This is a genomic window from Halococcus salsus, from assembly GCF_009900715.1.
Classification (GTDB): domain Archaea; phylum Halobacteriota; class Halobacteria; order Halobacteriales; family Halococcaceae; genus Halococcus; species Halococcus salsus.
In genome coordinates, this window is record NZ_JAAAJC010000002.1 from 337,519 (window position 1) to 354,827 (window position 17,309).

At 67.4% G+C, this 17,309-nt stretch carries 19 protein-coding genes, 1 tRNA gene and 1 pseudogene; 9 read left to right on the forward strand and 12 right to left on the reverse strand.

Features of this window, described 5'->3' with window-relative positions; genetic code table 11:
• Positions 1-134: 134 nt before the first annotated feature.
• The 4 genes from GT355_RS08805 to GT355_RS08820 form a co-directional block, all read right to left on the reverse strand.
• A complete protein-coding gene (locus GT355_RS08805; RefSeq protein ID WP_160134299.1) occupies positions 135-875 on the reverse strand; it encodes a protein-L-isoaspartate O-methyltransferase family protein in 741 nt (246 codons plus the stop codon).
• Between the two features lie 355 nt (positions 876-1,230).
• Positions 1,231-1,851, reverse strand: coding sequence for a protein-L-isoaspartate(D-aspartate) O-methyltransferase (locus GT355_RS08810; protein WP_160134300.1), 621 nt, complete (start codon positions 1,849-1,851; stop codon positions 1,231-1,233).
• 1 nt (position 1,852) lies between these two features.
• Complete coding sequence (locus GT355_RS08815; RefSeq protein ID WP_160134301.1) at positions 1,853-2,497, reverse strand: HVO_0476 family zinc finger protein; 645 nt, start codon at positions 2,495-2,497, stop codon at positions 1,853-1,855.
• A gap of 69 nt (positions 2,498-2,566) precedes the next feature.
• On the reverse strand, positions 2,567-2,773 hold the full coding sequence (locus tag GT355_RS08820) for a YgaP family membrane protein (protein ID WP_160134302.1): 207 nt from the start codon (positions 2,771-2,773) through the stop codon (positions 2,567-2,569).
• Between the two features lie 84 nt (positions 2,774-2,857).
• Between GT355_RS08820 and GT355_RS08825 the strand changes: the two genes are divergently transcribed.
• Positions 2,858-3,514: a helix-turn-helix domain-containing protein gene (locus GT355_RS08825; RefSeq protein WP_160134303.1), complete on the forward strand. Its 657-nt coding sequence runs from the start codon at positions 2,858-2,860 to the stop codon at positions 3,512-3,514.
• A 73-nt stretch (positions 3,515-3,587) separates the two neighbouring features.
• Here GT355_RS08825 and GT355_RS08830 read toward each other — a convergent pair whose 3' ends face one another.
• Positions 3,588-4,541, reverse strand: coding sequence for an aminopeptidase (locus GT355_RS08830; protein ID WP_160134304.1), 954 nt, complete (start codon positions 4,539-4,541; stop codon positions 3,588-3,590).
• A gap of 81 nt (positions 4,542-4,622) precedes the next feature.
• Here GT355_RS08830 and GT355_RS08835 point away from each other — a divergent pair, with 81 nt between their 5' ends.
• Both GT355_RS08835 and GT355_RS08840 read left to right on the forward strand, forming a co-directional pair.
• Entirely contained in the window at positions 4,623-5,636 is a 1,014-nt protein-coding gene (locus GT355_RS08835) for a type II glyceraldehyde-3-phosphate dehydrogenase (protein ID WP_160134305.1), read from the forward strand.
• Positions 5,637-5,980: 344 nt separating this feature from the next.
• Positions 5,981-6,364, forward strand: a complete 384-nt coding sequence (locus GT355_RS08840) for an Hsp20/alpha crystallin family protein (RefSeq protein WP_160134306.1) — start codon at positions 5,981-5,983, stop codon at positions 6,362-6,364.
• Between the two features lie 261 nt (positions 6,365-6,625).
• On the opposite strand, the gene GT355_RS08845 is transcribed toward GT355_RS08840, so the two are convergent.
• Both GT355_RS08845 and GT355_RS08850 read right to left on the reverse strand, forming a co-directional pair.
• Complete coding sequence (locus GT355_RS08845) at positions 6,626-7,489, reverse strand: ATP-grasp domain-containing protein (protein ID WP_120071996.1); 864 nt, start codon at positions 7,487-7,489, stop codon at positions 6,626-6,628.
• A gap of 39 nt (positions 7,490-7,528) precedes the next feature.
• Positions 7,529-8,059, reverse strand: a complete 531-nt coding sequence (locus tag GT355_RS08850) for a 50S ribosomal protein L16 (RefSeq protein ID WP_120071994.1) — start codon at positions 8,057-8,059, stop codon at positions 7,529-7,531.
• 89 nt (positions 8,060-8,148) lie between these two features.
• Here GT355_RS08850 and GT355_RS08855 point away from each other — a divergent pair, with 89 nt between their 5' ends.
• Positions 8,149-9,150 (forward strand): glutathione S-transferase family protein, encoded by a 1,002-nt coding sequence (locus GT355_RS08855; RefSeq protein WP_160134413.1) that lies wholly within the window; start codon positions 8,149-8,151, stop codon positions 9,148-9,150.
• 86 nt (positions 9,151-9,236) lie between these two features.
• Positions 9,237-9,635, forward strand: coding sequence for a hypothetical protein (locus GT355_RS08860; protein ID WP_160134307.1), 399 nt, complete (start codon positions 9,237-9,239; stop codon positions 9,633-9,635).
• A 339-nt stretch (positions 9,636-9,974) separates the two neighbouring features.
• On the opposite strand, the gene GT355_RS08865 is transcribed toward GT355_RS08860, so the two are convergent.
• Complete coding sequence (locus GT355_RS08865; RefSeq protein WP_120071988.1) at positions 9,975-10,238, reverse strand: hypothetical protein; 264 nt, start codon at positions 10,236-10,238, stop codon at positions 9,975-9,977.
• 312 nt (positions 10,239-10,550) lie between these two features.
• Between GT355_RS08865 and GT355_RS08870 the strand changes: the two genes are divergently transcribed.
• The 4 genes from GT355_RS08870 (at position 10,551) to GT355_RS08885 (ending at position 12,827) form a co-directional block, all read left to right on the forward strand.
• Positions 10,551-10,635 (forward strand) — tRNA-Leu (locus GT355_RS08870).
• A 433-nt stretch (positions 10,636-11,068) separates the two neighbouring features.
• The gene (gene pheA, locus GT355_RS08875; RefSeq protein ID WP_160134308.1) at positions 11,069-11,875 is read left to right on the forward strand and encodes a prephenate dehydratase; all 807 of its coding nucleotides are present in this window, start codon (positions 11,069-11,071) and stop codon (positions 11,873-11,875) included.
• 36 nt (positions 11,876-11,911) lie between these two features.
• Positions 11,912-12,331: an Hsp20/alpha crystallin family protein gene (locus tag GT355_RS08880; RefSeq protein ID WP_160134309.1), complete on the forward strand. Its 420-nt coding sequence runs from the start codon at positions 11,912-11,914 to the stop codon at positions 12,329-12,331.
• A 40-nt stretch (positions 12,332-12,371) separates the two neighbouring features.
• Positions 12,372-12,827, forward strand: coding sequence for a peroxiredoxin (locus GT355_RS08885; protein WP_160134310.1), 456 nt, complete (start codon positions 12,372-12,374; stop codon positions 12,825-12,827).
• Between the two features lie 11 nt (positions 12,828-12,838).
• On the opposite strand, the gene GT355_RS08890 is transcribed toward GT355_RS08885, so the two are convergent.
• The 4 genes and pseudogenes from GT355_RS08890 to leuS form a co-directional block, all read right to left on the reverse strand.
• Positions 12,839-13,300: a hypothetical protein gene (locus tag GT355_RS08890; RefSeq protein ID WP_160134311.1), complete on the reverse strand. Its 462-nt coding sequence runs from the start codon at positions 13,298-13,300 to the stop codon at positions 12,839-12,841.
• Between the two features lie 83 nt (positions 13,301-13,383).
• A complete protein-coding gene (locus GT355_RS18250) occupies positions 13,384-13,968 on the reverse strand; it encodes a winged helix DNA-binding domain-containing protein (RefSeq protein ID WP_338036188.1) in 585 nt (194 codons plus the stop codon).
• 89 nt (positions 13,969-14,057) lie between these two features.
• Positions 14,058-14,510: pseudogene (locus GT355_RS18255) on the reverse strand (DNA glycosylase AlkZ-like family protein); the annotation flags it as partial.
• A 64-nt stretch (positions 14,511-14,574) separates the two neighbouring features.
• Positions 14,575-17,220 (reverse strand): leucine--tRNA ligase, encoded by a 2,646-nt coding sequence (leuS, locus tag GT355_RS08900; protein ID WP_160134312.1) that lies wholly within the window; start codon positions 17,218-17,220, stop codon positions 14,575-14,577.
• Positions 17,221-17,309 lie beyond the last annotated feature (89 nt).

The following is a 17,309-nucleotide window of genomic DNA, read 5'->3' on the forward strand; positions in this document are numbered from 1 at the left end:
ATACTTCGAAGGATCGAGGTACCGAAAATATCCCGGATCGCGACCCGAGCGGGGTCCGACCGCGCGAGTGGTAGTGTGTGTCGCGCACGGGTAGCCGATGGTACGGTGAGTGACCCGAGGAAGCGTTCGGTGAGTCAGCCCTGGCGGTCCCAGTCGATCCAATCGTGTTCCCAGCCGGTTCGGCGCTCGGCGATCGCGCGTGCGCGCTCGCGGTCCTCGCGAACGGTGCGGTTTCGTTCGACGGAGTCGGACTGTTCGCCCTCGACGAGCAGGGGGGCGAAGCTCGTGGGACCGAACCGCGTCTCGTGCCCCGCGTCGTCGAGGGCGACGAGCGATTGGTCGCGCGTGCCGACCGGCATCACGAGCCGACTGCCCGGTGCGAGCTGGTCAGTGAGCGCGCGCGGCGGTCGCACGGCGGCGGCTTCGAGCAGTATCCGGTCGAAGGGAGCGTACTCCGCCAGCCCGTACGCGCCGTCGCGGCGGTCGACGAGGACGCCGCCGTAGCCCGCGCGCGAGAGGTTCTGCCGGGCGTCGAAGACCAGCCGACGCGAGATGTCGACGGCGTGGACGTGCTGTTGACCCGCGATCTCGGCACAGACCGCGGCGGTGTAGCCGACGCCCGCGCCCACGACCAGCACGCTGTCGCCGGGGGTCGGCGCGAGCGCCTCGATAAGGCGTGCGACCGTGCTCGGGGCGAGGACCGCCGTTCCACGGTGGTCGAACGAGCGGTCGGCGTAGGCGGCCTGCTCCTCGGCGACGAACTCGTGGCGCGGGACCGCCCGGAGCGCGGCGCTCACGCTCGTGGTCTCGACGACCCCCTTGCTCTCGTGTTCGAGTCCCGCGACCATGTCGTCGCGCAACACCGCCGAATCCATACCCGAGATCCGTCCTCGTCGGTCTTGAATCGCGCGCCTTCGCCGGCCGGTCGAGGAATTCGCGACGACCGGTCAACCGCCGGCTCCGGTGCCGTATCGACGATCTCCACCGTCCGCCGGCGGTGCGGATGCTGTGGCGCGCGCTCGCGGTCGTACGCGAGCGAACGTGAGCGTGCGACCGCGAACACTGTGCGAGGGATGAGTGAGCGACCGGAGGGAGCGAACGAATCGGCTGGGGAGGCGTGTGGCCTGTGCGGGATGGCAGGGCGGTGCGGTCTCTCGTTTGGGTCGGGACTCGCGGTCGATTAGTGCTCTCCAACGGTGAGAAGTTCAACAGATCGACTGCCGGACCAGTTCAACCCTGCATTCGAACGAACCGAACCCCGCCGTGCTTCTCGACATCGAGATCACCGTCTCCCTGTTTGGTCGCGCGCACGAGCGTTTGCCGTCGCGTGCCAACTGGCGCGACGATCCGACCCCCAGGCCGAACCTGCTCGACCACAGCGGCCGGAATTTCGGGGGCGGCACACGTCAGGTAGGCCGCGTCGTAGGGCGTGCCCTCGGGCCAGCCCTCGTGGCCGTCGCCCACGCGAACCTCGACGTCGTAGCCGAGTCGCGCGAGGCGCTCGCGGGTCGCGACCGCGAGGGGTTCGTAGTACTCGACGGAGCGGAGACGTCCGACCACTTCGGCGGTGACGGCGGCATGGTACCCACAGCCGGTGCCGATCTCGAGTACCGAGTCGTCGGGGTCGAGCGCGAGCAGGTCGGTCATCATCGCCACCATGTGGGGCGCGCTGATGGTCTGGCCCTCGCCGATCGGGAGCGGGCGGTCGTCGTAGGCCGACCCCCGCCGATTCTCGGGGACGAACTCGTGGCGCGGCACGGCCAGGAGCGCCTCGCGGGTCGAGTCGCGTTCGATACGGCCCTCGCGGTCGAGCTGCTCGACTAACCGCTCCCGTCGGGCTCGGGCGTCCATCTCACCACACGGACCACGCCGAGCTCGACTCGTCGTCGGCGTAGACCCGGTTGACGTCCTTCGCAAAGGCCATGTCGCCCTCGTGGTCGAGCCGGTCGAAGCCGTAGCCCGTGGCGTCGGGCCGGAGGTGGATCCCTTTGACGGTGAACGACTCCTCGCCGAGGTCCTCGCGCTCGCCAACGGTGAACTCGTAGTCGCCGGGGACCCGGAGCTCCACACCCCTGGTCTCGTCGCCGCCGTCCGCGGGGTTGAGGGTGATGTCGACCCCGACGTTGCCCACGACCCGTGTCCAGACCGTCTCGATCTCCTCGGTGGTCGCGTCGTCGGTCCGCCCGCCCTCGACTTCGAGGCTCGTGATGCGGACGGTCAGCAGGGCCTCGGGGGTGTCGAGCACGAACTCCTCGCCGACCGCGAGGCGCTCGCCGGTGGGGATCTCGGTCGTGGTCGAGAACGAGTCGCCGTCCTGGGAGACGATGACGTCGCGTTCGCGGGTCTCGGGCTCCTCGATCCGGACCTTGTGGACGTGGCTGCACTCGCTGCAGCGAACCGTCGACTGGCTCCCGGGTTTGAGGACCTCGTGGACGACCGCGGTGTCGGGTGAACACGCCGGACAGGACGTCGCGACGCGTTCGGTGGCCTGAGTCATGCCGGCTCTATCGGGCGCGCGAATAAAAGCCGTGGTGGTCGTGCGTGGCTGGAGCGGTCCGTCCGGGCTTCAATCGGTGGTCGTGTCGACTCCGAACAGCCAATTTCCACCACAGAACCCAGTCAGCGCGTTCTGTAACAGTCCGAGGCCCGCGAGGCCGGTGATCAGGCACACGGTCTTCCGCCCCGACCGAAACGCGCTGATGGCGACCATGACCAGCCAGATGCCGACGGTCCCGCGAACGACCTGATCGGTCTCCCCGACGTTCTGTCGCATGGACGTCGTTTCGGTATCGACCGAGAAGTCAGTTCTCCCGTATTCGGATGGGGGATTTATCCCAGCACACACCAGCTAAGAACCATGAAACGGGTTCGGATCACCCTCTCGCCATCCGATGCGTACCTCCCGCCGGTCTATCGGTTGCTTACCCGTGAGTCCCCGTTTCTTCGGCGGGTTCACATCGTCAACTGGAACGTCGCTGAGCCGCCGGTCGGGTTCCTCCTCCATATCTGGGGGGAGTACGAGCGATCGGAGGAAGCGCTCAGGTCCGGGGAGAACGTTCGGGACGTCGCGTTCTTTCCCGAGTCGGACGACGAAGCGTACTGCTTCCTCGCTGCCGAGTCGACGACCGTCGGACGGGCGCTGTTCGAGAACTTCACACGGGACGACCTCCTCACCGTCCCACCGATCGAATGCCACCGAGACGGGAGCAGTACGTACAGCCTGATCGGGACGGAATCGGCGATCCAGAACGCCCTCGATGGGCTGCCCGAAGGGGTCAATGTGGAGATCAGGTCGGTAGGAACCGGGCGAATCACGGCGGGCGATACTCGTGACGACTTGTCCCCACGACAACGTGAAGCGGTACGTATCGCCGTCGAGATCGGCTACTACTCCGTCCCCCGGCGCGCGACGACCGAAGACGTCGCGCACGAACTCGAATGTACGGCTGCGACGGCCTCCGAGCATCTCCGCCGGGCGGAGTCACACGTGTTCACGTCGCTGTTCGAACCGTGAGTCGGAGACCGGATCGAAGTCGATTCGACACGAATCCGAGGCGTGCGACCGTCCCGTGGCTTCGCCGCCCGTCCTACTCCGGGAGTTCGATTTCCTCGCCGTCGGCGTAGACGGTGGGGTCGCGCAGGATGCCGTCGAGGTGGAGCGGGGCCTGGGTGTCGCCGCCGATGCCGTGGTCGTCGCCGATCGCGATGTGGACGGTACCGGCGGCTTTCTCGTCGAGGAGCACCGAGCCGACCAGTTCCGTGACGGCGACGTTGGTGCCGATGCCGAGTTCGGCGAGGTTGTAGGCGTCCTCGCCCACCTCCTCCGCACCGCGCTCGACCTGTTCGCGGACGTTGTCGTCGGAGATCTCGGTGACGAAGCCGTCCTCGACTTCGAATTCGATCTCCCGGTCGAGCAGCCCGTGGGGCATCATCGTGCCGTCGACGACGTAGGTTCCCTCGGCGGTCTCGGGGCTGACGAACACCTCGCCGGCGGGGAGGTTCGACATCACGCCCGCCTCGTGGACGATGCCGGTGTCCGCGAGCCACTCGTGCGCGCCGGGTTCGAAGGTGATGTCGGTACCCGCGGGCGACGTCACTCGGATCTCGTCGGCTCCCTCGACCGCGTCGAGCACGGTCTCACACGCGGACTCGATCTCGCGGTAGTCGGTGTTCAGCCCCGTGCGAAATACCTCCTCGGTGATGCCGGGGAGGGTGGCGATACGGGCACCGGCCTCGTTCGCGCGCGAACGCGCACGAGTGTGACTCAGACTCTTCGTGGTCGGGCAGAGCACCACGTCGCTGCTGCGCATCGTGGCCGCTACGGGCGTCGGGGGTTCGGTGCCGTGCTGGGAACCCGGCGGGTACCGGACGAGGACCGCGTCCTCGGTCACCTCGTGGGCGGCCTCGTAGAGCGCTTCACCGATGGCGAGACGGTCGTCGTCTGTCACCACGACGCACGATTCGTTCGACCGGAGCGCGAGACACTGGTTGACGGCGGTCTCGGCCGCCCGTTCGAGGGGCGTCCCGTCTGCGTGGCTCATGACCCGAGCACGGGGGCCGCGCGCTTAGGTTTTCGGCCGCCGCGCGAAACGGTTATGCCCGTCGCTCGAACACACGAAGACATGCTCAAGGTCGGCGTCAACGGCTACGGTACGATCGGCAAGCGCGTCGCGGACGCGGTCGCCGCCCAGCCGGACATGGAACTCGTGGGTGTGGCGAAAACGCGACCGAACTTCGAGGCCGAACGCGCTGTGGCGAAGGGCTATCCCTTGTACGCCGCCATCGAGGAGCGCGCCGACCAGTTCGTGAAGGCCGACATCGAACTCGCGGGGTTGGTCGACGAACTCGTCGCGGAATCCGACGTCGTGGTCGACGCCACCCCATCGGGGATCGGTGCGGAGAACAAGTCGCTCTACGAGGACCACGACACGCCCGCGCTCTACCAGGGCGGCGAGGACGCCGAGATGGTGGACGTGAGCTTCAACGCGCGCGCCAACTTCGCCGAGGCGAACGGGGCCGACCACGTCCGCGTGGTCTCGTGTAACACGACCGGCCTCTCGCGGCTCGTCGCGCCGCTCGAAGAGGAGTACGGGATCGAGAAGGTCCGCGCGACGCTGGTCCGGCGCGCCGGCGACCCCGCCCAGTCCGGGCGCGGTCCGGTCAACGACATCCTCCCGAACCCGATCTCGCTGCCGTCGCACCACGGCCCGGACGTGCAGACGATCTTCCCGGAGCTCGCCATCGACACGCTGGGGCTCAAGGTGCCGGCGACGCTGATGCACATGCACAGCGTGAACGTCTCGCTCGACGCCGAGCCGGACGCGGCGGAAGTCAGAGAACTCCTCGAAGACGAGTCGCGGCTGTTCGTCGTGCCCGAGAAATTCGGGATCGACGGTGCGGGGAAGCTGAAGGAGTTCGCGCTCGACGCGGGGCGACCCCGAGGCGACCTCTGGGAGAACTGCCTCTGGGGCGAGTCGGTCTCGATGGAGGGCAACGACCTCTACCTGTTCCAGGCCATCCATCAGGAGTCCGACGTGGTGCCCGAGAACATCGACGCGGTGCGTGCGGTGGCGGGAACCGCCGATGCCGCCGAGAGCGTCGAGACCACCAACGACGCGCTCGGCATCGGGTTCTGAGGGCCGTATCATTCCACGGATGGTCGCAAATCAGTGCGCGGTGGCGCACGCACGCGACCGGTGCGAACGAAAGTGAGCGCCGGTCGCGAATCGGCGTGCGAGGGATGAGCACCGCAGAGAGTGAGCGAAGCGAACGACCGAGGAGCGCAGTCGGTTGGGGAGGCGTGTGGCGGTCGCGGGGTGGTGGCGGAAGGATTAGTGGTTGTACTGCGAGCGAACGAAGTGAGCGAGCAGCCTTTTTAGTCCAGGTTTTTCCTCCTCGGGTTGGCGAGCGAAGCGAGCCAACCCGAGGAGAAAAAAGTGGGACGCGAACCCTTTTGACCCGCCCTCGCATACCACGGTGTATGCAACCGGGCGACCGCGACGACCGCGACCCGTTCGAGGACATCTTCAACGAGATAGAGCGGATGATGGACGGGATGATGAACGGGAACGTCGACATCCACACCGACACCATCGACGGCACCGGTGCCCACGTCGACGTCTACGAGGACGGCGAGACGGTGCGCGTCGTCGCGGACCTCCCGGGGATCGAAAAGGACGCCATCGACCTCACCTGCGACGGTCGCCAGCTCACCATCGAGGCCGCCGGCGACCGCCGCGAGGTCACCGAACGCGTGCGCCTCCCCACGCGGGTCGACGAGCGCTCGGCGAACGCGACCTACAACAACGGCATCCTCGAAGTCGTCTTCGAACGTAGCGACACCTCCGCCGACATCGATCTCTAGAGCGTACCTTTTTACTTCGTCGGGTGCGCTCGCTGCGCTCGCGCACCACTCCTCGCAAAAATCTACGCTAAAAACGGCTGCTCGTTCGGCCTCCGGCCTCACTCGCGGGACAACACCAACCTTTCCGCATCCTCTCCGCACAGCACCGCCGAAGCCCTCCGGCGCTCGTTTCACTCGCGCCGTCGCCCTTCATCCACCAGGTACCGCACCACCGCAACCGCAGGCTGCACCGCCCCGCACCGCGACCGCGGTCGGCAGCGCTCAGACCTGGGCTTCGATGAGGTCCGCGAGGTCGTCGTAGAAACCGGACTCGTACTTCGTCGCGGCGTCGATGGTCGGCCGGGCGTTGGTCTCCGAGACCACCGCGCGGTCGTCGTTGACGAGCAGGTCGACCCCGAGCCAGGGGATGTCGAGGGTGGCCGCGGTTTGCTCGGCGAGCTCCCGGAGGTCGCTGGGGAGGTCGACCCCCTCGGCCTCGGCCCCGCGATGGACGTTGTGCTTCCAGCGACCCGTCGCCCGTTCGGGCTCGGGGAGTCGGCGCTCGACCGCACCCGCGTACGCCCCGTCGATACACATCGCGCGGTAGTCGGTCGCGTCCGGGAGGTACTCCTGAACGAGAAACGAGCGGTCGCCGGTCGCGGGGTCGTCGTGGATCAATCGGAGGTAGTCGGTCACACCGAGGAACGAATCGAGGTCGTCGACTTTCACCACGCCCGTGCCGCGGGTCGTGGAGTTCGGTTTGACCACGACGGGTGGCTCGAACTGCTCGAACGTCTCGACGAGCGAGGATTCGTCGATGGGGTCCGAGACGAGGACGCTTCGCGGGACCGGGAGGCCCGCACGCGAGAGGCGGGCGAGCACGTCGGCCTTGTTCCGCGAGGTCAGGATCGCCTCACGGTCGTTGACCCACGGCACGTCGAGCAACGCGTCGGCGACCCCGCCCTCGATGAGTCGCGAGGGATGGACGAAGCCGACGTCGAAACCGTCCCACTCGGAGCCGGGATCCGTCAACGGGATCGTCCGCTGGTCGGTGACGACGTGGTCGACCTCGATGTCGCGGTCGGCCAACGGCACACGCATCCGCTCGAACGTCTCCTTCCTGGTGGCGACCGCGAGCCTGGTCATACCGTTTCAAAACCCGCCGGCGACAAAAGCGTTCGAAGTTCAGGCGACGAGCAGCTCTTCGCCGCGCTCGACGGTGACCGTACACGGGGTGCCGACCTTGTTGTACGCCCGACGGAGGGCGTCCTTCGCGACGTCGGCCTGGTCGGGCTCACACCAGATCGTGAAGAGGCGCTCGCCGGCGCTGATCCGCGCCGCGGTCCCGACGGGTTTGCCGAACGCCTGGCGCATCCCGTCGGAGACACGGTCCGCGCCCGCGCCGGTCGCCTGCTTGTTCTCCCGGAGGACGTGGTGGGGGAACTTCCGGAGGATCATCTTGTAGTTCCCTTCCCCGAGGTTCTTGATGAGGTACCGGTTCGCCGAGAGGCGCGAGGACTCCATCGCGCCGTGGCGGATCTGGATCTCCTCGTCGACCGAGAGGCTGATCTGCACCGGGTACTCCTCGGGGTCGGTCCGGACGTCGCCCATCTTGTGCTGGGCGATGGTCGAGCCCGGAATACCAGTAATGTACTCCTTGCGGGTGTACGCGGGCTTCGAGATCTCCCGGTACATCGAGGCGGGTTTGTCGGCCATAGTACGAAGAGCAAGGCCGAGGGGCCGAATAAACCCATCGAAGAAGGCCCACCACATGCCCTATGAACGACGGGCCCCTCACACCACACATGAACATGCTGGTCGACGGCGAGTGGCGAACCGACGCCTACGAGAGCACGAACGACGACGGCGAGTTCGACAGACAGGAGACGAGCTTTCGGAACTGGGTCGAGGCGGACCCGGACGCCGAGTTCCCCGCCGAGCCGGGCCGCTATCACCTCTACGTTTCGTACGCGTGTCCGTGGGCCCACCGAACCCTCGTGACGCGCGCGCTCCGCGGGCTCGAGGACGTCGTCTCGGTTGACATCGTGGACCCCTACCGGGCCGAGAACGGCTGGCAGTTCACCCCTGAGAAGGAGGGCGCGACCCCCGACTCCCAGAACGATTTCGATTACCTCCGTGAGGCGTACGTGAAGGCCGACCCCGAGTTCACGGGTCGCGTGACGGTACCCGTGCTCTGGGACAAGGAGCAGGAGACCATCGTCAACAACGAGTCCGAGGAGGTGATGCGGATGCTCGACACCGCCTTCGACGAGTTCGCCAACGACGCGACGCTCTATCCCGAGGGCGAGCGCGACGAGGTCGACGAGACGATCGAGGCGATCTACGAACCGATCAACAACGGGGTCTATCGCGCGGGCTTCGCGGGGAGTCAGGACGCCTACGAGAACGCCGTCGGCGAACTGTTCGACGCGCTCGACCACTGGGAAGGGGTCCTCGCCGACCAGCGCTACCTCTGTGGCGACGCCCTCACCGAGGCCGACGTCTGTATGTTCACCACGCTGCTCCGCTTCGACGACGTCTACCACACCCACTTCAAGTGCAACGTCCGGAAGATATCGGAGTACCCGAACCTCTGGAACTACCTGAAGGAGCTCTACCAGCTCCCCGGGGTGGCCGAGACGGTTCGGATGGACCACATCCGGGAGCACTACTACCGGACCCACCCGGACATCAACCCCAAACGCATCGTCGCGGTCGGGCCGAATCACGACTTCGGGGCCGACCACGACCGCGACCGGCTGGCCGGTGGCCCGCCCCGGGAGCTCACCGGTCTCTCGGCCGACTGACGACCGACGGACACCGTGTTCGTGTCGCAGCGAGCCTTTTGAGAAGCAGGTGAAGGCTTAATATTGAGTACTCGCTGATCGATACCATGGACAGAGACCTCGTAAAACTCGGCGCGGTCGCAACCGCCGTGACGGCGGCGGTGCTGTACGTCGTCGCGAGTCCGGCCGAGGTGCTCCTCTCCGGGGTCGTTGGCGGACTCGTCGTCGGACTCCGATCGGGCCACTGGAACGACGAAGTGGTCAGCGGCGGAGCCGGCGCGCTGCTCGGCGGCGGGGTGCTGTTCGTCGTCTACACCGCCGTTCTCGTTGGCCAAGTCGCGCTGAACCCATCGGACCCGGTCATCACACTCTCGATCGCCGGGGTCACTTACGGATACGTCTACACCCTTGTCGGCGTGATACCGCTCTCCGTCGGCGGGGCGGTCGGTGGTTTCGTCGGCCGGTGGATCGGTCGTCGGGCGCACCTCACACCCGATAGCACGTAGAGAGATTCGTGCGAACACGCTCGCGGTGGGCACCCTCGAAACGACAGAAGCGGACAGACGCGCTCGGCCCGACGAGACCGACTCTCCGTCTTTGGTTCGGCGGTCGTGTCGGTCCTGGTACATGGAAAGGTGATAACCGGCCGTCGGCGATGGCCCTCGTATGCCGATCGCGACCTGCCCGAACTGTGGCGGAGAAACGTGGTACGACGAACCGGGCTGCCGCCGCCCGGGCCAGTATACGATCCCCTGCACCCTGTGCGGTCGCGTGCTCTCGGTCCCGTAGCGTTCCCTCGGATACGACCGGTCCCTTGGAACGGCCGAGAGGGCGGTCGGTCCGCGTCAGTCGGTCGACGGGAGCTCGATGTCGTCGACCGTCGGTTTCTTGAGGAGGATGTACGCCCACATCAGGGCCCCGACCGTGCCGGAGACCGCGGCGAAGACGAGCCCCATCGTGAGATAGGTCAGCGAGTAGGCGAACCACACGAACGCCGCGGTGCCGGAGGTGAGCCGCGGGATCCGGCTCTCGGTATCCCGGAGCGTCGGTATCAGCGCGACGATCTGGACCGTCGTGAGCGAGACGAAGACCACGTCGGCGAGCACCATCCGTGCTACCCCCGTCCACCGTCCCGTCCGGTGTCGTCCTCGTCGACCACCCGTCCGCCGGACCACGACTCGTCTACCATCGCTTTCGCACCATCCCACTGCACCGAATAGCGTTCGGAGCGACCGATTTCCATCCGAACCAAGGCTCCGGTCTCGACCCACAAAAAAGACTCAACTTCGACCGCCGTCGGTCGATTCACGGACACGAAGCGCTGGTGAGAGGGAGAGTGTGAGAGCGTGTCCTGCCACCCCGACGCACATCGGGTCGGCAACAAAGGGCTTTTATCGGACGGCGGGATACGGACAGATCGCGCGTGGGTAGCCAAGCCAGGCCAACGGCGCAGCGTTGAGGGCGCTGTCCTGTAGAGGTCCGCCGGTTCAAATCCGGTCCCACGCACTACGACCTTTTGCTGCGCTCCGCTCGCTAGCGCTCGCTCCTTCATCCCAAAATCGCGGAGCGATTTTGTGTGCCAATCAGAACTGCAGAGCAGTTCTGATGACGCTGGCAAAATGTCGATCAAAAGCGCGTCGGGTTCCCGTTGGTCACCCTTGCGCCCGCTCGCTCACTCCGTTCGCTCGCGGTACAATCACTACCCGCACAGCAACTGCCCAGCAAACCGCTACCGCACAGCAACCGCCGACCGCTTCCGCCGAAGCCCTCGGCGCTCGTTTCACTCGCACCTCGCCCTTCATCCGCCAGGACCGCACCGCAACCGCCTGCGGCCGCACCGCTACCGCACCCACACCGCCGCAACCGCGCCGCGACCGCAGGCCGCGCCGCCACCGCCGGACCCCACACGCTTTTGCCCAGGTGTGCGGAAGAACCGGCAATGAGGATCGTCACGCTGGGTCCGGCGGGCACCTACTCCCACCGCGCAGCCGGGGCTGTCGGCGAGGGGATCGAGTTCCGCGAATCAGTCACCGGGATCGTCGAAGCGGTCGCCACGGGCGAGGCCGACCGGGGGATCGTCCCGGTCGAGAACAGCATCGAGGGCTCGGTCACCGAGAGCCTCGACGGGCTCGCCGAGTTCGAGGTCGCAGTGGTCCGCGAACTCATCACCCCGATCCGCCACGCGCTGCTCGCTCAGACACGCGATTTCGCCACCGTTGCGAGCCACCCTCAGGCGCTCGCCCAGTGTCGAAGCTACCTCGACAGCGAGTACCCCGACGCGACCCTCGAATCCGTCACCAGCACCGCCCGTGGGGTCGAGCGCGCGCGCGAGGACCCGGACGTGGCGGCGATCGCCCACCCCGGCACCGCCGACGGCGGGCTCTCGGTGCTCGCCGAGGACATCCAAGACCGGACCTCGAACGCGACCCGCTTCCTCGTGGTGGCCCCGACCGCCGAGCGCTCGACCGCGGGCGGGAAGAGCTCGCTGATCGTCTACCCCAACGACAACCACCCCGGGCTCCTGCTCGACCTCCTCCGACCGTTCGCGGACCGCCGTATCAACCTCACCCGGATCGAGTCGCGGCCGAGCGGCGAACGCCTCGGGGACTACGTCTTTCACATCGACATCGAGGCGGGCCTCTACGAGGACCGAACCCAGGCCGCCGTCGAGGAGATCGAAACCCTCGCCGAGGCGGGCTGGGTCCGACGGCTCGGCTCCTACGACACCGAACACGTCGTCGAGTGAGATTTAACTGCCTCGCGAGCCTATCGTGAGGTGAAAATGTCCCGACGCAACCCCTTCGACGAGATCGAGCGGATGTTCGACCGCATGAACGACCAGTTCGGCCGGTTCAACGAGATGCCCGTCCCCGCGACCCAGTCGGTCTCCGTCGACCTCGCCGACGCCGGGGACAGCTTCGAGGTCACGGCCGACCTCCCCGGCTACGACCGCGAGGAGATCGACCTCTCGGTCGCCGACCGAACCCTCCGCATCACCGCCGAGCGCGACGAGTCGTCCGAAGAATCCGACGGCGACTACCTCCGGCGCGAACGCCACACCCGGTCGGTGAGCCGGTCGCTGACCCTCCCCGAACGGGTCGAGGAGGGCGAGGCGAGCGCATCGTACACCAACGGCGTGCTCACCGTGACGCTCCCGAAGGCCGCGAGCGACTCGGACTCGCGCAGCATCGACATCGACTGAGGAACGGAACCGACTTTCGGCACCCGCCCGGAGGACGGACATGGTCCTCTCGACCGGCGACTCCGCACCCGACGTGAGCGCGACGAACCAGCACGGCGAGACCGTCTCGCCCGACTTCGACGAACCGACGGTGGTCTACTTCTACCCGCGCGACGATACGCCCGGCTGCACGCTCGAAGCCAACCAGTTCGCGGCCGAACACGAGACCTACCGCGACGCTGGGCTGACAGTGTATGGCGTCTCGACCGACGACGTCGACTCTCACGAGCAATTCGCCAAGGACAACGACCTCGACTTCGACCTGCTCGCCGACCCCGAGGGCGAGGTCGCGAACGCGTTCGGCCTCGACGTCGAGGACGATGTCGCAGCCCGAACCACGTTCGTACTCGCCGACGGCGAGGTCCAGCAGGTCTACGAGTCCGTCGACCCCGACGGTCACGCCCGCGCCGTGCTCGAAGACGCGGACGAATCGGGGCTGGTCGCGCTCGACGACTGAAGCGCCGCGCCTCAGATCCGAGCACGAACGTCCCGTGCGGCGGTATCCGCGACCGCTCGCCACCCCGCCGGCCGCTCCGCCCCACGCTTCGGCGGGTCGAGTTCGAACTCGATGGGGTGGTACCGGAACCCATCGAACGTCGTGGCGGCGGTACGACCAACGAACTCGGCGTTTTCGCGTTTCGAGGAGACCCCGCCGTTCGCGAGGTCGTAGTAGCGGGTGAACAGTTGAAAGACGTCGACGCGACCGACGAGCGCGTCCTCGGCGAGGTGGCGAAAGAGCTTCGCGGTGTTGTCCGCCGGGTCCGCCCTGCGCCACTCAAGTTCGACCACCACGAGGCGAGTCGCGGACTCGCCGGCCACGTCGACGGGCGTCCGCCCGATCCGGTGCTCGGTCGTCCAGTCGAAGTCGGGTGCGAGCCTCGCGAGGCGCTCCCGGAGGTGGGCTTGCACGTCCACCGCGAACCGGCCCATGAGCTGGCCGCGGACCGCACCGTCAAACCGTTTGCGGGCCGGTCGACGCAAACGGACTGTGGCGGCAGGACACGCACTGGAGTTCAGTCGGGACGCAGCACACGACACTCGACCGACTCGTCCAGAAACCGGCCCACGTCCGTCGCCTCGCGCTCTACGCCCTTCAGAATCGACTCGTCGAGCGACTCGAACGGCGTGACGTCGATGCCCATCGTTTTCCGCGACCGGTCGAGTCGCCACGTCCCCACGACACGTCCATCGACCACGACGGTCGGTCGGATGATGGCGCTGCCCGGCCAGACGTGCGACTCGTAGCCGTCGGGGACCGGGCGATGCTCCTTCTCGTAGCCAAGCAGATACGTATCGTAGCCAGGGAGCAGCCGGACGGAGAGGGATTCGGTCGGCGGGTCGTCCGAGTCCGCCTGCTCCAGCATCAGCGCCTCGCCGGCGTCGGTCTCCAGTTCGCGTGCGTCGTCGGCCAGCGACGCCCACGCCGTCTTCACGTCCTTCGCGTAGAGACCGCTCCACGCCGCGAAGTCCGCACGGGTCGCCGGTCCGTACGCCGCGAGGTAGCGCCGGGCGAGCGTGGCGAGCGCGTCGTCGTGATCGGGTGTAGGGTCCAAGTCGACCCAGCTATCGAGGCGATCGTAGGCGTTCGTCCCGTCGATGGGCGCGACCTCACAGAGAACGCCCCGAAGTGCCGCCGCCGTATCAGGTGGTAGACGGTCTGTGTCGTCGGATCGACCTCGATCCCGTGGTCGACGAGGTGTTCGGCGATATCCTCGCGCGTGAGCGGTCCCGCGTCGGCCAGCACCTCCCCGATGGTCTCGACGACCGCTTCGACCCGCTTCTCGTCGAACCCCAACTCGGCGAGCCGGCGTGGGTCGGGGCCGCGCGTCGCGAACGTCGGGCCGAACACCGCCAGCAACCACGGTAGGTCCTCGGTCGCGACGAGGTGGAAGGTCCCGCGCATGCACCACGTCCGGACGACCGACCGCTCGTCGTAGAGCGCGCGTTCGACGTCCGTGGCCGTCAGCCCCCGACGCCGGGCACGCACCGAGAGCGCCGCGGCCGGTTTCTCCTGGGCCTGGACCCCACAGACCGACCCGACGAGGTCGCCAACGGTCACGTCGTCGGCGGCCCGCGGCGCGATCCGCTGTGCTCGCAAGCGGTGCCGAAGCAGCCGTTCGTGCTCGTCGGCGGCTCTCATGCGACGGATACGCGACGATCAGCAAAGAAGAGTGAGGGTGGAGCGGGCGCAGGCCGATCCCGGCTCAGTCGATCTGGATCGCGGGCCGTCCGGGAGTCGCCTTCTTCGCCACGCTCTCGTCGGCGTCGTCGGCGGGGACGATCGTCACGTCGGCGTCGAACTCGCGTTCGAACAGCCACGTCGCCCGCCGGAGCGCGGCGAGTTCGGTCTCTGGCGCGAGTGCCTCGGTCAGTGATTGATGACTCGCCGCGAGGTCCTTCGCGTAGTCGGCGGCGGCCTCGCCGCGCGTCCGGAGCGCCTCGTCGCGCATCACGCTCCCGACGACGTCGTCGTCAGCCTCGATAGCGATGTCGAGCGCGCGGTGCTTCCACGCGGGCGCGACGACGACCTCGATCTCCTCCGGGTCCTCGATGTCGGCGACGTCGACGATGTGGCGGACGTCCTCGCGGGTGTTCTCGACCAGCTGGCGTTCGGCGGCGTAGTCGACGTCGCTCTCGGCGACCGGCCAGTCGGCCTCGGCCACGAAGCCCTCCTCGCCGAGCGCCTCCCAGCACTCCTCGGCGACGTGTGGGACGACGGGCGCGAGCAGCCGAACCGCGACCCGGAGCCCGCGTTCGAACGTCGACGCGTTGGGCGTGACCCGCTCACGGTACTGCCGGAGCAGCGTGACCAGCGCGCGGGCCTCCCGGAGCGCCTCGTCGAATCGGAACCCGTCGTAGCCCGCGGTCGCCGCCATCACAGTGGCGTCGGTCTCCCGGGCGACGTACTCGTCGATCGGCCGGTCGCCGGCCTCGACGGTTTCGGTCCCCCCCTCGACGAACGCCGTCACGGTGGCGTAGAGCCGGCGGACGAACTCGTTGTTCGAGCGCACGCCGCGGTCGGTCCAGTTGAAGTCCGTCTCGGGGCCCGCGACGCTCATCATGAACAGCCGCGCGGTGTCCGCACCGTACTCCGCGATTATCTCGTCGGGCGAGACGACGTGGTTCTGGCTCTTCGACATCGCCCGGTTCTCGAGCAACACCATCCCGTGGTTCGTCAGGTTGTCGAACGGCTCCTCGACGTCGACCATCCCCATGTCCGAGAGTGCGCGGGTGAAAAAGCGGGCGTAGAGCAGGTGCAGGACGGCGTGTTCGATCCCGCCGACGTACTCGTCGACCGGCATCCAGTCGTTCGCGCGGTCGGTGTCGAACGGCGCGTCGTCGAGGTCGGGCGAGATGAACCTGAGGAAGTACCACGACGAGTCCATGAAGGTGTCCATCGTGTCGGTCTCGCGCTCGGCGGGACCGCCACAGTCGGGACACTCGGTTCGGACGAACGACTCGACCTCCTCGATCGGGTTCCCCGTCGGCGTCGGCACGAACTCCGGGAGCTCGACGGGCAAATCCTCGTCGGGCACCGGCACGGCACCGCACTCTTCACAGTGGACGATGGGGATCGGGGTACCCCAGTAGCGCTGGCGGCTGATCAGCCAGTCGCGGAGCCGGTACTGGGTGTGGTGCGACGCGCTCTCGATGGCGTCGACCAGCCGGTCGCGGGCCGTCCGACTCTCCAGCCCGTCGTAGTCGCCGCTGTTGACCAGCACGCCGTCCTCGGTGTAGGCTCCCTCCTCGATCTCGACCGATTCGTCGCCGTCAGCGGGCGCGACGACCTGGCGGATCTCGATGTCGTACTCGCTGGCGAACTCGTGGTCGCGGTCGTCGTGGCCCGGCACGCCCATCAGCGCGCCCGTGCCCACGTCCGAGAGCACGAAGTCGGCGACGTAGACGGGTATCTCCTCGCCCGTCAGCGGGTTGACCGCGTGCTCGCCCGTGAAGACGCCGCGTTTCTCCTCACTGTCGGCGTCGGGGTCGAGGGTCTCGACCTGTGTTTCGAGTTCGGGGTCGTCCGCGATCAGTTCCCGGGTGACCTCGTGGCCCGGCGCGAGCGCGAAGAAGGTCGCACCGTGGATGGTGTCGAGGCGGGTCGTGAAGGCCTCGATACCGCCGAAGCCTGGGATCTCGAACTCGACCCGCGCGCCCTCCTGGCGACCGATCCAGTTGCGCTGCATCCCGCGGACGCTGTCGGGCCACCCGTCTAGGCCATCGATCCCGTCGAGGAGTTCGTCGGCGTACTCGGTGATCGAGAGGAACCACTGGTCGAGGGTTCGGGACTCGACGGGCGTACCACACCGCCAGCAGTGTTCGTCCTCGCCCTCGACCTGCTCGTTCGCCAGCACGGTCTCGCACGAGGGACACCAGTTGACCTCGCCGCCCTTCTGCTCGGCGAGTCCTTCCTCGTAGAAGCGCTTGAAGAACCACTGGTTCCAGCGGTAGTAGTCGGGGTCGCAGGTCGTGACCTCGCGCTCCCAGTCGTAGCCGAGGCCCACCGACCGCATCTGGTCGCGCATGGTGTCGATGCAGTCCATGGTCCACTCCCGGGGGTCGCTCTCGCGTTCGATCGCGGCGTTCTCGGCGGGCATCCCAAAGGAATCCCAGCCCATCGGGTGGAGCACGTCCTCGCCCTGCATCCGAAGGTAGCGGGCGTACGCGTCGGTGATGGTGTAGTTCCGGACGTGACCCATGTGGAGCTGGCCCGACGGGTAGGGGAACATCGCGAGGACGTAGGCCGGGTCGGTGGCGTCGTTCGGCGTTCGGTAGACGCCGGCCTCGTCCCAGCGGGCCTGCCAGGTCTGTTCGATGGCGGTGTGGTCGTAGGTGTCCTGTCGAGACATGAGAGACGGCTTGGGTTTCCTTGATGACGGTCGGCTTTTTACCTTGTCATTGATCGGGGAGAGCCGCGACGTTCTTGATGCCCACCGGC